This window comes from Noviherbaspirillum sp., assembly GCF_036846085.1.
Lineage (GTDB): Bacteria > Pseudomonadota > Gammaproteobacteria > Burkholderiales > Burkholderiaceae_D > Noviherbaspirillum.
Map to the genome: position 1 here is coordinate 1 of NZ_DAIUCO010000018.1, position 14,335 is coordinate 14,335.

General features: G+C 60.6%; 12 protein-coding genes. 7 read left to right on the plus strand and 5 right to left on the minus strand.

Annotated features, from left to right (window positions below; all coding sequences use genetic code 11):
• The 4 genes from V7080_RS03665 to V7080_RS03680 all read left to right on the plus strand — a co-directional run.
• Positions 1–861: glycosyltransferase family 9 protein (locus tag V7080_RS03665; RefSeq protein WP_334187045.1), on the plus strand; the 861-nt coding region annotated here is incomplete at its 5' end.
• Between the two features lie 145 nt (positions 862–1,006).
• Positions 1,007–2,065, plus strand: coding sequence for a UDP-glucuronic acid decarboxylase family protein (locus V7080_RS03670; RefSeq protein WP_334187046.1), 1,059 nt, complete (start codon positions 1,007–1,009; stop codon positions 2,063–2,065).
• 11 nt (positions 2,066–2,076) lie between these two features.
• Entirely contained in the window at positions 2,077–2,289 is a 213-nt protein-coding gene (locus V7080_RS03675; protein ID WP_334187047.1) for a hypothetical protein, read from the plus strand.
• Between the two features lie 318 nt (positions 2,290–2,607).
• Positions 2,608–3,294 (plus strand): dienelactone hydrolase family protein, encoded by a 687-nt coding sequence (locus V7080_RS03680; protein ID WP_334187048.1) that lies wholly within the window; start codon positions 2,608–2,610, stop codon positions 3,292–3,294.
• Positions 3,295–3,368: 74 nt separating this feature from the next.
• Here V7080_RS03680 and V7080_RS03685 read toward each other — a convergent pair whose 3' ends face one another.
• Positions 3,369–4,838, minus strand: coding sequence for an aminotransferase class V-fold PLP-dependent enzyme (locus V7080_RS03685; protein WP_334187049.1), 1,470 nt, complete (start codon positions 4,836–4,838; stop codon positions 3,369–3,371).
• A 31-nt stretch (positions 4,839–4,869) separates the two neighbouring features.
• Entirely contained in the window at positions 4,870–5,334 is a 465-nt protein-coding gene (locus V7080_RS03690; RefSeq protein ID WP_442947174.1) for a Rid family detoxifying hydrolase, read from the minus strand.
• 572 nt (positions 5,335–5,906) lie between these two features.
• Between V7080_RS03690 and V7080_RS03695 the strand changes: the two genes are divergently transcribed.
• A complete protein-coding gene (locus tag V7080_RS03695) occupies positions 5,907–6,344 on the plus strand; it encodes a hypothetical protein (protein WP_334187051.1) in 438 nt (145 codons plus the stop codon).
• A gap of 33 nt (positions 6,345–6,377) precedes the next feature.
• Here V7080_RS03695 and V7080_RS03700 read toward each other — a convergent pair whose 3' ends face one another.
• Together V7080_RS03700 and V7080_RS03705 are read right to left on the minus strand one after the other, a co-directional pair.
• Positions 6,378–6,758: a DUF2784 domain-containing protein gene (locus tag V7080_RS03700; RefSeq protein ID WP_334187052.1), complete on the minus strand. Its 381-nt coding sequence runs from the start codon at positions 6,756–6,758 to the stop codon at positions 6,378–6,380.
• A gap of 64 nt (positions 6,759–6,822) precedes the next feature.
• Positions 6,823–7,575, minus strand: a complete 753-nt coding sequence (locus V7080_RS03705) for a class I SAM-dependent methyltransferase (protein ID WP_334187053.1) — start codon at positions 7,573–7,575, stop codon at positions 6,823–6,825.
• 229 nt (positions 7,576–7,804) lie between these two features.
• Here V7080_RS03705 and V7080_RS03710 point away from each other — a divergent pair, with 229 nt between their 5' ends.
• Positions 7,805–11,155, plus strand: coding sequence for a PAS domain-containing protein (locus V7080_RS03710; RefSeq protein WP_334187054.1), 3,351 nt, complete (start codon positions 7,805–7,807; stop codon positions 11,153–11,155).
• 212 nt (positions 11,156–11,367) lie between these two features.
• Positions 11,368–12,594 (plus strand): HPP family protein, encoded by a 1,227-nt coding sequence (locus tag V7080_RS03715; RefSeq protein WP_334187055.1) that lies wholly within the window; start codon positions 11,368–11,370, stop codon positions 12,592–12,594.
• A gap of 17 nt (positions 12,595–12,611) precedes the next feature.
• Here the strand turns inward: V7080_RS03715 and V7080_RS03720 are convergent, their stop codons facing one another.
• Positions 12,612–14,093 (minus strand): iron-containing redox enzyme family protein, encoded by a 1,482-nt coding sequence (locus V7080_RS03720; protein WP_334187056.1) that lies wholly within the window; start codon positions 14,091–14,093, stop codon positions 12,612–12,614.
• Between the last annotated feature and the right edge of the window lie 242 nt (positions 14,094–14,335).

The window sequence follows — 14,335 nt, forward strand, 5'->3', positions numbered from 1 at the left end:
GCGCAGACAAGGGAATTCGATCTGGCCATCCAGCTTCACGGCAGCGGCAACCTGAGCAATCCGATCACCGAGCTGCTCGGCGCCCGCCATGTCGCCGGCTTCTACCAGCTTGGCCAGCGCTGCCCGGACCCGGCGCGGTTTCTGCCGTGGGATGAAAAGGAACATGAAGTATTGCGCTTCATTCACCTGATGAACTTTCTCGGCATTGCCTCCCGCGGCAATGCATTGGAATTCCCGCTTTACGACGCCGACCACGAGTCACTCCGCGCCAGTCATGACGACCTGCCTGGACCGGGCAGCTATGTCTGCGTCCATCCGGGCGCGCGGCTTCCGTCCCGCCGCTGGCTGCCGCAGCGCTTTGCGGAGGTCGCCGACCGGCTGGCGGAGAGCGGCTTTCGGGTGGTGCTGACCGGATCGCATGACGAAAGAGACGTGGTGCGGGCAGTCGCGGATGCGATGCATGCGCCGGCGATCAATCTGTGCGGCGGGACCAGCCTCGGCGGACTGGCAGCACTGATCGCGCAGGCGCGGCTGGTCGTCTGCAACGACACCGGCATCTCGCATATCGCCGCCGCGGTGACCACGCCGAGCGTGATCGTCTGCTGCGGATCGGACCCGGTGCGCTGGGCGCCGCTGGACGCGCAGCGCCATCGCGTGATCGGCGCGGCCGTTCCCTGCAGGCCCTGCATGCATGTGGTTTGCCCGATTGGACATGATTGCGCGGTAGGGGTAAGTGCGGGGGCGGTGATGGAGGTTGTCGAGGAGGTGTTGGCAACGCATCCAAGTTCGCCGAACCAGAGGAAAAGCTCCTTCCCCGTTTCAGCAGGGAAGGTTGGGATGGGGCGGCCCGCGCAAGGGTAGTGAGGTTGATCGACTGTATGCAATAGCTCAACCTCACTACCCCTCCTGGGCCCTCCCTTCGAAGCAGGAGGCAATCGGCCAGTTAAATGAGATAGACAGTCCATTTTCGATTTGCAGCAAAACGCTTATTTTCCCGGAGTGACCCATGAAAGAAGCCCACAGCAAACGCATCCTCGTCACCGGCGGAGCCGGATTCCTGGGTTCGCATCTCTGCGAATACCTGCTGGCGCAAGGACACGACGTGCTGTGCGTGGATAATTTTTACACCGGCAGCAAGCGCAATATTGCGCATCTGCTCAACAACACCCGCTTCGAACTCCTGCGCCATGATGTAACTTTTCCGCTCTACGTGGAGGTGGACGAGATTTACAACCTTGCCTGCCCGGCGTCGCCGGTGCATTACCAGAACGATCCGGTGCAGACCACCAAGACGAGTGTGCACGGCGCGATCAACATGCTCGGACTCGCCAAGCGGGTGAAGGCCCGTATCCTGCAGGCATCGACCAGCGAGGTCTACGGCGATCCGCAGGTGCATCCGCAGACCGAGGACTACTGGGGCCATGTCAATCCGATCGGTATCCGCTCCTGCTACGACGAAGGCAAGCGCTGCGCCGAGACCCTGTTCATGGATTACCGCCGCCAGCACAAACTGGAGGTAAAAATTGCGCGCATATTCAATACCTACGGACCGCGCATGCACCCGAACGACGGCCGCGTCGTGTCGAATTTCATCATCCAGGCGCTGGCCGGCGAACCCCTCACCATCTACGGCGACGGGGCGCAGACGCGTTCGTTCTGCTATGTGGATGACATGATCGGCGCCTTCGACCGGCTGATGAACAGCCCGGCGGGATTCTGCGGGCCGGTCAACCTGGGCAATCCGGTCGAGCATACGATGCTGGAACTGGCCGAACGCATCATCGCGCTGTCCGGTTCGCGGTCGTCCATTGTCTTCAAGCCGCTGCCGAGCGACGATCCGGTGCGGCGCCGGCCGGACATCACGCAGGCGCGGGCCACCCTGCAGTGGGAGCCGAAGGTCGGCCTGTCGGAAGGGTTGGACCGGACCATCGCGTACTTTCGCCAGCTCACCGAATCGACCGGGCAGGGCGCGCAGGCGCACGAAGACGAACCGTCGATGCAGGAACGCAGTTTGCGTGCAAACAGTGCGGTCCATGGCGCCGCCATGGCGCAACCATCCCGATAAGAGGTACGACAATGACTTCATTCCATGCGCGGTTACAGCAAGGCTTTCGTGTCGCGACCACCGCAGCGGCATTGACCGTATTCGGCCTGTTGTCAGGCTGTACGAACGGCGATTCGCCGAACACACCCAAGACGCCGAAGACCGGCATCGAAATGGGTTATTACACCACCACGCACATGGACATGCCCGCGCCGCCGGCAAGAACTTCGCCGGGCATGATGTGAGGTAAGAACGGGACAGGAATTTGGCATGGCGATTGCATCGGGACGACCGGACCCGGATCCTGGCTTACGCATGATGATCGCTGCACGATGTACTTCCGGGATGCGCCGGCACTGCACGGCCGCCCGTTCTCCATATATTGAGGGATCGGACCGGCGCCTATTCGTTGATCCGGCCTGCATTTCGTCACTGCCGGCATCGCGTCGCATGTGTCGATTTCCACGTATCCGCGATGTCGTTCCGTGCCCTCATGCAGTCATGCATGCCGACGTGCGGCAGGAGCGATTTTCCCTCGCAATACCTTCCGCCGGAGACGAAAAATGATCCCGGCACCGCAGGGCGAGCACGTTCGCCTATCCGCCTCGCAGGCTGAACTGGAAGCCACGCTCTGGCTTCCCGCGGACCATATCGGCGTCATATTGTTCGCGCCGGGGAGCGGCTGCCACTCGACGCCGCCGAATGATTACGTCGCCGCCATCCTGCACAATGCGCGCCTCGGCATTTTCTGGTTTGAGCCGCTAAACACGGCGGAAATCCCGTCGCAGCCAATGTGTGAAGACGCGCTGATGCAAAGCACACGGCTTGGCGCGGGCTACGACTGGCTGCGACGGAACCCGGCCACCCGCGATCTTCCTGTAGGCCTGTACGGCGCCGGCCAAAGCGCAACTGCGGCGCTGCAGTTCGCCGCCGAACGCGATGGCGTCGCTGCCATTGTTGCCCGGGGCGCGCATGCGGAACCTGCGGCGCGCAGCTTGCTGAATCGCATCAATGCACCGACGCTGCTGATCGCCGGCGGACTCGACGAGCCGGCGATCCGTACCAATCGCGCCGTGTATGCCGCGTTGCGCTGCCGGAAACGGATTGAGATCGTTCCCGGCGCAACCTGTTCGTTCGAGGAGCCGGGGAATCTTGAAGTGGTGGCGCGCCTGGCCCGCGGCTGGTTCATGCGGCATACGCATTCGCGCGCGCGCTTCTCGTCGGGGTTGTCGCTTTGGGGCGGAATGTAGGAGGGAATCGCGTGCCCGCATCGGTCAGGCGCAGGCACGCGGTACTTCAGGCCATGGACATCAGGCCAGTGACATCAGGCCATTTTCTTCGACAGGTCCCACATGGCGTCGACCAGGCGATCGACGTCCGACACGCTATGCCACAAGTGGGTCGAGATGCGGATGACGTAGTGGTCTCTTTCCGATCCGATCACCGGAACGTTGACATTGCGGATCACGAAACCTTTCGGATAGTCGTTCAGCATCCGTGTCACGAAGGCGGTCGATTTGGCGGAGTCGAGCACGTCGGCCGGATTGTGGAACGGATTGAACGACGTGAGTGCCGAGACCAGGCGCGGATCGTCCTTCGGCGAATACAGCCGCGTGACGCCCCAACGCTCTGTGATCCGCTCTTTCAGGTATGCGGAAAGGGTCAGGTCGTAGGTTTCGATTTTCTTGCGTCCGATCTCATCCCAAATGTCGCATGCCTTCACCAGTGCGTTGAACATCGGCGTATGCAGGCTTCCGCAACTGGTGACCACGCTTCCGACATCGAATGTGGACGTGGCGGTGCGAACGCCCGACTGCGCCGCGGTCGGGAAACTGCTGGTATGGATCGGGAACCACTTCGGCAACGGCAGGGGATTGGATGCGCGGATCTTGTTACGGATGACGAGGATGCCGGTCGAGCCCGGGCCGCATTGCCACTTATGTCCTGCGCCGGACATGAAATCCATGCCGAGGTTGGCGTAGTTGAGGGCCATCATGCCCGGCAGGTGAGCACCGTCGCAGATACTGATCAGTTCATTCGCCTTGGCGACATTCATCAGTTCGACGAGCGGCAGCATCGTGCCGGTCTTGTAGGTCGGCGAGGACCACATCATTGCACGGACACGCTTGCCGCTGGCTCTGAGCTGGGAGATGCGCTGCGTAAACAGATCGGCGTAGGTCTCCGCGGTCTGGTTATTCCCAACGGGCAGTGCGATGCGGGACACCTCGATGCCGTAGCGTGCAACCGCAATTGCCAAAGGCGTGTCTCCGCCCGGATGTTCATGGTTCGTGGTGACGACCACATCACCGGCTTTCCAGTCCAGGCCGAGAATCGCGTGGCACATGCCGGACGACGTATTGGCGGAGAAAGCAAGTTCGTCCGGATCCACGCCGAAGCCGGGGGCGACCCTTGTGCGCTGAGTCAGCAGGTTGCTATATCCGCTGAGGGATTCCTTGGCCCTTTCACGGTTTTCCTCGTCAAACAAGTCCAGCGTCAGTTTCGGCATGGAGCCTGCCGTACCGATGTTCATGAATGTCTTGTTCGGGTTCAGTATGAACATGCGATTAACGCTTTCCCAGAAGCGCTCATCCTGCACCAGCTGACTTCTCAAACTGCCGGCGCCTGGGCCGCCATTATTGGCGAACGCAGTCAGGGGACTGAACGCTGCAACGGAAGCGCCTGCGCCGAGTATGCGCAGAAAGTCCCGCCTGCTCGGCGTCCAGCGCTTTACTTCCTCGTCGGAAAAGGAAAGCTCTGTATTTTGCGGATTGCCTTGTTCGACTGCCTTGTTCATGGTGCTGTCTCCTTAAGTGGAATTATGTGTTTCAACGGCGGCCGGCGACGACCGCAATTTCGATTTGCACATCCCGTGGAAGCCGTGCAACCTCGACCGTAGCGCGGGCCGGGGCATTGGTCTTAAAGTATTCGCCGTAAATCTTGTTCATCACGGCAAAGTCATTAAGATTCTTCATGTAGACCGTACTCATCACCACATCGTCATAGGACAAGCCCTGAGAGCGCAGCTTGGCGCCGATGTAGTCGAGAACCAGTCTTGTCTGTTCTTCGATCGTTGTTCCCTGAACCGCATTGCCCGCCGTGTTCAGCGGAATGACCCCCGAGAGAAAAACCAGTCCGCCATACGAAGTCATCTGGGAATAGGGACCAATCGCCGGATAAATCTTGTCGGTCGACAGCACCTCCTTCGACATCTTCCCCGGCGTGGAACAGCCGGTCAGTCCCATTACTGCAGCAGCGATGCACACACTCATCACAATATTTTTTTTGCTCATCAGAATGTCTCCATGATTGGTATTGTTAGGAATGAATAACACTGGTCTTCGGATGTTCGGATGTGACGACTTCGTTTTCGGATGCTGCTGCGCGCCTATATGCATTTCCCAGCTGTATCCATATAACGCATGAGTCTTTCGCTGCAGCATGCTATGGCCATTCAGGTCTCCTTGTATGCAAGGTGGTCTCTTGTCTGTTATTAAACATATGCCTTTAAAGGTGCTGTGATTTGATCTATGCCAATCATCTGACCCGCATCAACCTTGAAATACGGGCAACCATGCCTATGAAGAAATGTTTTTCGCCATGCGCATCCGACACATGAAACTTGCTGCTCAAATAACAGGCACATGAATTGCATCGAGGGATATGTTTTTACGGGGGATCGATCTTCGGCGAAATGCGCGAGATGGCGACGTCATAAACATGTTGGTTTCATGGGATGCGGAGCGATACCGTTTCTATGCATCACGCATTTGAAGATTTTGCTCGACAGGATGTTGCGGTTTGCAATGAATGTTTCTGTTATCAGCTGTCACCGACAGCGACGCATTACAGCCAAGGAGATGTCATGAAACCAAGGATGGGGTTGGCAGCGTTGATGCTGGCAACATTGACCGGTTGCGGTGGCGGCTACGTATCGGTCGGGGTAAGCAGCGGCTTCGACTATTACGACGATGAACCTTTTTTGTTCTGGGGAGGAAACAGCAGCGGGGACCAGGTTGTGGATGCGAATAACGATCCATTCGCCTTTTATTCCGATTCAGGGTGCCTTTACAACATCCGCACCGGGCGCGAAAACATCGATTTCTGCCTGACATCGAATCCGGGTATCGCCGTCTATGCCGGGTTGCCGGTACGAATCGCGAATGTGCGTTCAGCGGCAGGCACATGCATCGCCGCGCTCGTCGACGAGGCGACGCGCAACTTCATCGATATCGAGCTCGATCCGCGTGGAAGGGAAGTGGTTTTCGTGACGGCGCTTCGCCCCGACCTGTGCTTTGTCTGAAGCCCGCTCCGCCGGTCCGGGATTGCACCGCGACTATGCGGACCGGCCCGACGCCGCGCGCCTGCGCCAGATGACCAGCATATAGACCGCGGCATTCACCGCCACCAATACCATTCCGATCAGGTAGCGAAGTTCCACGGTCAGGTCGTCCGGGTACATCACCTTGAGCACGAAATGCTCCACGAACCCGGCCGCATAGCCATCCTGGTGGCCGAGCACGCGCAAATGATTTTCCAGCGGCGTGAGCGGGCAGATGAGGTTGGCCCATTGCACGATCACGGCCCAGCACAGCGCGGCAAGATGGTAAGGCATCAGCTTCGGATAGCGCAGCAGCAGCAGTCCGCCGAGCAGCGTGAATACGGCAAAGGCGAAATGCGTGACGAGTACGATGTCGGCAAGAAATCTATACAGCATGGCGAATCATGGCGGGAGACAGAGGCTGAAACAGACCGCCAGTGTATCAGCGCACCGGAGCCGTTCAATCCCGGCGGAATATCACCATGTGCTGCCAGGGCAAACTGTTGATGGTGCGTTCCCACGACAGTCCATGGCGGGTCGCCTCCCTGCGTATCTGTGCCTCGCTCATCTTGTGCAGTGGCTTGATGGGAACAGCCGGATCTTCCGCCCGATACTCGACGAACACTACGCGGCCGCCGGGTTTCAGCGACCGGACGATGCTGTCAAGCACTTCGGCCGGATATTCAAGTTCGTGATAGACATCGACCATCAACGCGAGATCGACCGTTGCTGCAGGCAGCCGCGTGTCGGTTGCGCTTGCGAGTACGGGCAACACGTTGCCGGCACCGCGCTGCTGCATCCTTTCCTTGATCATGCGGATCATTTCCGGTTGCACATCCACCGCATACACTTTTCCGCCATCGCCCACGCGCGGCGAAATCAGCCAGGTGTAGTAACCGGTGCCCGCGCCGACATCGGCCACCGTCATGCCCGGCTTCAGCGCCAGTCCTTCCAGCAACAGATCGGGCCGTTCCTCCTTCACCCGGTCCGCGCGATCCAGCCAGTCCGCGCCTTGCCAGCCCATCACCTGCGAGATTTCACGTCCAAGATAGGTCTTGCCGATGCCGTCGCGACTGCGCGCGGTCTGGCCGTATGTCGCCGCCGTTGCGTCGGGAGCGGCTGCCGGCTGCCGTGCGAGGCCGGACGGCGAGACGGTGAGCAGTCCCACACACAACAAAAAGGTGGTCAAGAAGGTGATAGAAGGTTTGTACATCGCAATTTCCCTGATGATTTCCAAGAAGAACCATTCACAGCGGCTTTTGCAAGGTTTTGCCCGGTTCCGACAAAAATAATGCCTCGCCCGTTATAGACAAGCCCGTTCCCGGCAAGTGCTTCGATATACTGCGAAAGTGCTTGGCCGAACGGATTCCGGCACAGAAAGCGCAGCAGGCCGCCAGTGCTTGTCCTAGCCATGCCCTGAGTGGAGAATGCATGTGCAATAAATGCAATATCGACGTGAAGCGGTGCCGACCATGCTGATCAATATGCGACCGGCCGATGAAGACATCTTTGCCGGCGACGGCGAGATGGCCGCCGCGATGCGCGCCTTCGACTGGAGCCGGACGCCGGTAGGCCCGGTGGAGGGATGGCCTCCCAGCCTGCGGACCGCGGTTCGCATCCTGCTGCAATGCCGGCTGCCGATGTACATGGCCTGGGGCCGGGAATTCATCCAGTTCTACAACGATGCCTACAGTTCAATCCTGGGCAACAAGCACCCGGGAGCAATCGGCCTCGCCGCGCCGGACACCTGGTCCGAAATATGGCCCACGATCGGCCCGATGTGGGAGCAGGTCTGGAAGGGCGAATCGATCGGCTTCGATGATTTCAAGCTCACCATCGAACGCTTCGGCTACCCGGAGGATTGCTACTTCAACTTTTCCTACAGCCCGGTCCCGGACGATGCCGGCAATGTGGCGGGTGTACTGGTTACCTTCGCCGAAACGACGAAGCAGGTCGTCATCGAGCAGCGCCAGCGCTTCCGTCTTGCCCTGGCCGACAGGCTGCGCAACCTCTCCGACCCGATCGACGTCATGGCCGCCGCCAGCGAACTGCTGGGGACTTACCTGAATGTCGCGCGTGTCGGTTACGGCGAGATCGACTCCCGGGAAGAGACGGTCGCGGTTGAGCGGGACTGGACAAACGGCCGGATTCCGAGCCTCGCCGGTGAAACCCGGCCGCTGAACGGCTTCGGGCCGATGATCATCGACGAGCTGAGGGCAGGGCGGGTGCTGCGGCTGCAGGACATCGCCGCCGATCCGCATTCCGCTCCCTATGCGGAGGGATATGCGAGCATCGGAACCCGGTCACTGCTGGTCGTGCCCCTGATCAAGGCCGGCCGTTTCACCGCGGTGTTTTATTTGCATGAGCCCGAGCCGCGCAGATGGTCCGACGACGATGCATCGCTGGCGGAGGACGTCGCCGAACGCACCTGGGAAGCGCTGGAACGGGTCCGCGCCGAGCAGGCGCTGCGCGATAGCGAAGAGCATTACCGGCATACGGTCGAACTCAACCCGCATGTGCAGTGGACGGCCGGGCCCGAGGGGCAGCTGGACCGGGTATCGCGTCGCTGGTCCGAGTGGACCGGTACGTCAGGCCTGGGCAGCTCATGGGGCGATGCCATTCATCCGGAGGATCGTGCACGGTCGATGGATGCATGGTCTGCATCCATCGCGACCGGCGACGACTACGACATCGAACATCGGGTGCGCATGCGTGACGGCGGCTATCACTGGATGCGCTCGCGCGCCTATCGCCGCGCCGACAGCGCCGGCGGCATTGTCAAATGGTATGGCACGACACAGGATATTAACGACGCCAAGCTCGTCAACGAAGCGCTTGCGAAGCAGGAACAGGAGTTCAGGACACTGGCGGAGGCCATGCCGAACCATGCATGGATGGCAGACTGCGACGGCAAGATCTTCTGGTTCAACAGGCGGGTGTACGATTACACTGGCGCCGGGCCGGGAGAACTGGATACCGATGAATGGATCAAGGTGGTGCACCCGGACGATGTCGGCACCACGATGGCAGCGTGGTCGCAATCGATTGCCCGGGGCGTTCACTATGAGAACAGATTTCGCCTGCGGCGGCGCGATGGCGAATACCGATGGTACATCGCGCGTGCCTTGCCGGTACATGACGAACGCGGCAACGTGAGCCGCTGGGTCGGCACCAATACCGACGTACATGAACAGACGGTAGGGACCGAGCGCCTGGCCCAGATCAACGTCAGCCTGGAAGAAGAAGTGGCCAGCCGTACCGCCGACCGCGACCGCATGTGGCGGCTGTCCACGGACATCATGCTGGTTGCGCGCTTCGACGCCACCATCACCGCGGTCAATCCCGCTTGGTCGATGGTCCTGGGCTGGAGCGACAGGGAACTGCTCGGGAAACGATTCCTCGATTTTGTCCATCCGGACGACATGGCGAGCACGCTGGCCGAGGCCGGAAAGCTGGCGCAGGGCATAAGGACGCTGCGCTTCGAGAACCGCTACAGGCACAAGAACGGGTCGTGGCATTGGCTGTCCTGGATTGCGGTTCCGGATTCGGAATATATCCATGCCGTCGCGCGGGACGTCACCGCCGAAAAGAAGCAGGCGGAAGCATTGCTGCATGCCGAACAGGCGCTGCGCCAGGCGCAGAAGATGGAAGCGGTCGGTCAGCTGACCGGCGGTATCGCGCATGACTTCAACAATCTCCTGGCTGACATGATCGGCAATCTGGAAGTGATGCAGATGCGCATCCGGCAGGGAAGGACGGACGGCCTCGACCGCTATATCAACGGGGCCACTGCCGCCGCCGATCGCGCTGCCGCGCTGACCCACCGCCTGCTCGCCTTTTCGCGCCAGCAGACGCTGGACCCGAAACCCACCTCCCTGAATCGCCTCGCCGGATCGATGGAGGACCTCATCAAGCGCACGGTGGGGCCGTCCATCGTGACCGACATGGCGCTCGCGGAAACGCTGTGGGGTACGTTGTGCGACCAGAACCAGCTTGAAAATGCGCTGCTCAACCTCGTCATCAATGCCCGGGATGCGATGCCCGACGGCGGGCGGCTGACGATCAGTACCGCCAACGCGGATGCGCAAGGCATGCCGGTTCCGATGGATCTTCCGCCCGGGGAGTACGTGCTTCTCAGCGTCACCGACACCGGAATGGGCATGACGCCCGAAGTGGCCGCACGCGCGTTCGATCCGTTCTTCACCACCAAGCCGCTGGGCCAGGGAACCGGCCTCGGCCTGTCGATGATTTATGGTTTCGTCACCCAGTCAGGGGGGCATATACGAATCACGTCCCAGCCCGGCCGGGGAACGACGGTTACTTTGTACCTTCCCAGGCATGACTGCACGGCAGCGGACGACGAGGCCAAGGAAGTCGCCCAGCCGCAGCCCGCGCCCGCCGCCCTGAAGGTGCTGGTCGTCGATGATGAGGCCGATCTGCGCGATGTCCTGGTGGAGATGTTGCGCGAGTGGGGTTATGCGCCCCTGGCGGCGGCCGATGCTGCCGAAGCACTGTCGATGATGACATCGTCCGTGGACATCGACCTGCTGGTGACCGATGTCGGACTGCCGGGGGGCATGAACGGACGCCAGCTCGCCGATGTGGCCCGCACGCTGCGTCCCGACCTGCGGGTGCTTCTCATCACGGGCTATGCGGAAAACTCAGCAATCCGCAATGGCGAACTTGCACCCGGGATGGAAGTGATGTCCAAGCCGTTCGCGATGGAGGCTTTCGCCGGCAGGCTGCGCGGCATGACCGATGGCCTGCACAGGGAAACACGCCGGCGGGCATAATGTCCGGCTTTGCTCGCGCGCGCGCAAGGCTGTACACTTCCTGCCGGCGAACGACAAAGAACGGGCCGCCGCAGGTTCCCGGTGGAATGCCCGGCCTTGCAGCGCAATCCTCTTCACGCCGTGCCATTGTCCATGTGACTTTCTGCCAACGACAACGCGCAAGCTGCATGGCGCGCCGGCGAGAGTCCGCTCGTTTTGCTTCCACTACGCTGATGAAATCCTTGTTCAACCGGCTGCGCCGCTATCTTCCCGAACCCGTCAAGATCGATGCACGAGAACGCACTCGATCGATCGTCGGCATGCTGGTCGGCCTGTTCGTCACCGGCGCCGCAAGTCAGTGGCTCCTCGGTGCCGCTCCCGGCAGCACATGGCTGGTTGCACCGATGGGCGCTTCCGCCGTATTGCTCTTCGCCGTGCCGGCGAGTCCGCTCGCGCAACCATGGCCGATGCTGGGCGGGAACATGATTTCGGCGCTGATCGGTATCTGTTGCGCCGCACTGATCCCGTATCCGCTCGCGTCGGCATGCATCGCCGCCGGCCTTGCCATATCGGCGATGTTCCTGCTGCGCTGCCTGCATCCGCCGGGCGGCGCACTGGCATTGGGGACGGCCCTTGCCGCGCCGGCAATTGCACAGCATGAGTTCGGGCAGTATGTCGGCCATGCCATCCTGCCTGTCGTGCTGAACGCGATGCTGCTGCTGGCCGCGGCGGTTGCCTACAACAACCTGTGCGGCCGCCGGTACCCGCATTTCGCGCCCGACCATGCCAACCAGCATCGCACCGACGATCTGCTACCCACCGAACGGCTCGGCATCACGCCTGCCGACCTCGATGCGGCGCTCAAGCAGTACAACCAGTTGCTGGACATCAGCCGCGACGACCTGGAGGAAATCCTGCTGCGCACCGAGATGCAGGTGTACCAGCGGCGCTTCGGCGAGATTACCTGCGAGGACATCATGTCCCGCGATATCGTCAAGGTCGAGTTCGGCACCGACTTGCAATCCGCCTGGAATCTAATGAATGAGCATGATATCAAGGCACTGCCGGTGGTGAATCGCTTTCAGCGCATCATCGGCATCATCACCCAGCATGATTTCATCAAGCAGTGCGACATCAATACCGTGGAGGGATTGGCGGCTTCGTTGCGTGCACTATTGACGCGCACGCTACGCACGCATTCCGAAAAGCCGGAAGTGGTCGGGCAGATCATGACCGCCGACGTGCAGACCGCCTTCGCCGACCAGCCTATTGCCACCCTTGTGGCCCTGTTCGCCGATAGCGGCCTGCATCATCTGCCGATCGTCGACCGCAACGGCCGGCTGGTCGGCATGATCACGCAATCGGACCTGGTTGCTGCACTCTACCGGGCGCGCCTGGAGCAGGAGGACGCGGTGGCGCCGAACACCCGCCGATTGCGCTTGGCCTCGTTGAAATCCTAGGGCATATCAAACACAGCCTAACCAAGCAAACGCGTAAAAATGCGCGTCGCCATCAGGCCTGGTGCGGTGTGGTGGCTGGCCGGCGACATCAGGCGCGTCAACAGCGCCATGGTCTCCGCCTTGTCGGACAGCGATGCAAGCTGCTCCTCCAGGCGGCGCAGGTCGGCGTTGAATTCGTTGCCGCTGTCATCGACACCATCGCGCGCGTAGTGCTGCCGAATGACGCCGCGCGCCATCGTGCGGTGCTGCCTGCCAGCCGTCTGCTGGCCGAGCGTATCCAGCAGTCTTTGCTTGGCCTTGAACGTGAGCTGGCGCGGCTTTGCCTGCGGTGCCGGTTCGGCCGACATGTCGCCCGCAATCCAGTCGGCGATGATCTGCTGTTCGTATGCGGTGAATACACCGAACATGTCGGCCCGGTCGCCCTGGATCAGCTTCCAGAAACGGCTGTGGCTCGGGTCCTGGTTGCGCTTGATCCAGCCTGCGTGTTCCAGGCTTGCGAGGAAGTCCGGGATACGTGCCGGATCGGAGAGCCAGTCGTTGACGGTGCGTCCCGCCACCCGGCAATAATCGGAATGCAGGTGCTTGCCGACCGCGCTCTTGCGTTCGAAAATGCCGATCAGTTCCTTCTCCAGGTCGAACGAGGCGATCACCGACGTGGTGCCGGCGCCCAGCATGTTGAGCAGGTAACCCTCCTTCACGCGCCGGTAGAAGTCCGCCGTGTCGCCGATGCGGGGGCGTGCATCCATCAATCCCTGCAGCGATTTCTGCGCATGGCCGGTATCGGCGTTGTCGACCGTGACATGAAGCGTGAAGTAATAGGGATCGATGCCCAGTTCATTCAATTCATAGGCAGTGATCAGCAGATGCAGGGGGAGCTGTTCATACCCGAGATTGAAGCCGATCACCTCGGGCAGGAATTCGTCCGCATGATGCGCCAGCGCGAGCTGGATCGCACCCTGCACAAAATGCTGGTCGGACAGCTTGTCCCATTGCTCGCAACCATTCGACGCCAGCAATTCACGATAGAGCACCACGTGGTTCTTGGTCGGCAGTCCTTCTCCCAGTTCTTCCAGATAGATCCGGATCAGCGATGCAAAGCGGGCGTCGTTCCATCTCGACAGCACGCCGTAGAGCCATGCACCATCGACCAGCTTCGTCGGCGCAACGCATTTCAGGAAATACAGCGCGTGTGACTTGTTACGGAAGTAACGCCGTGCGCCGCCGGCCTTGCGGGCTTCGAGATACTCGTGGTACTGCCGTCCGACGCTCTCGGTGTTGGCATCGATCCAGGACGCCAGCATGCGCATATCGTCAGGCAGGTCGCAATCCAGGCCTTGCGTTTCTTTCAGCTTTGCACGCAGGAAATCGCGCGCCTGTTCCATCGCACCGTTGTCGGCCTCGGTGTCGAGCAGCGAAAAATACATCGACCGGACGGCGCTTCTGTCTACGTCCTTGTGCACCTCTTCAAGCAGAGTGTCTGCCTTGAAATCCTGATACATGAGCTTATCCTTTTCATTTCCAATGCACGCCAGATGCATTTACGATCCGTATTGCTATGCATTCCCCGTGCCTGAACATTCCGTCGAAGGCAAATCTCCATCGGCAGGGGAAGGTTTGTTCAAGACAAGGCGCCATGCGGCTTGCCGGCCGGGATTGGTTTTCATGGACATGAGGAAACTGCGCGGCTTTACCATCGACGCGACAAATTTACATATTGAATGTCCGCATGGCAGGCATTCAT

Coding starts and splice junctions, on each gene's coding strand:
- V7080_RS03670 (WP_334187046.1), top strand. CDS start 1,007: ATGAAAGAAGCCCACAGCAAACGCATCCTCGTCACCGGCGGAGCCGGA.
- V7080_RS03675 (WP_334187047.1), top strand. CDS start 2,077: ATGACTTCATTCCATGCGCGGTTACAGCAAGGCTTTCGTGTCGCGACC.
- V7080_RS03680 (WP_334187048.1), top strand. CDS start 2,608: ATGATCCCGGCACCGCAGGGCGAGCACGTTCGCCTATCCGCCTCGCAG.
- V7080_RS03685 (WP_334187049.1), bottom strand. CDS start 4,838: ATGAACAAGGCAGTCGAACAAGGCAATCCGCAAAATACAGAGCTTTCC.
- V7080_RS03690 (WP_442947174.1), bottom strand. CDS start 5,334: ATGAGCAAAAAAAATATTGTGATGAGTGTGTGCATCGCTGCTGCAGTA.
- V7080_RS03695 (WP_334187051.1), top strand. CDS start 5,907: ATGAAACCAAGGATGGGGTTGGCAGCGTTGATGCTGGCAACATTGACC.
- V7080_RS03700 (WP_334187052.1), bottom strand. CDS start 6,758: ATGCTGTATAGATTTCTTGCCGACATCGTACTCGTCACGCATTTCGCC.
- V7080_RS03705 (WP_334187053.1), bottom strand. CDS start 7,575: ATGTACAAACCTTCTATCACCTTCTTGACCACCTTTTTGTTGTGTGTG.
- V7080_RS03710 (WP_334187054.1), top strand. CDS start 7,805: ATGCAATATCGACGTGAAGCGGTGCCGACCATGCTGATCAATATGCGA.
- V7080_RS03715 (WP_334187055.1), top strand. CDS start 11,368: ATGAAATCCTTGTTCAACCGGCTGCGCCGCTATCTTCCCGAACCCGTC.
- V7080_RS03720 (WP_334187056.1), bottom strand. CDS start 14,093: ATGTATCAGGATTTCAAGGCAGACACTCTGCTTGAAGAGGTGCACAAG.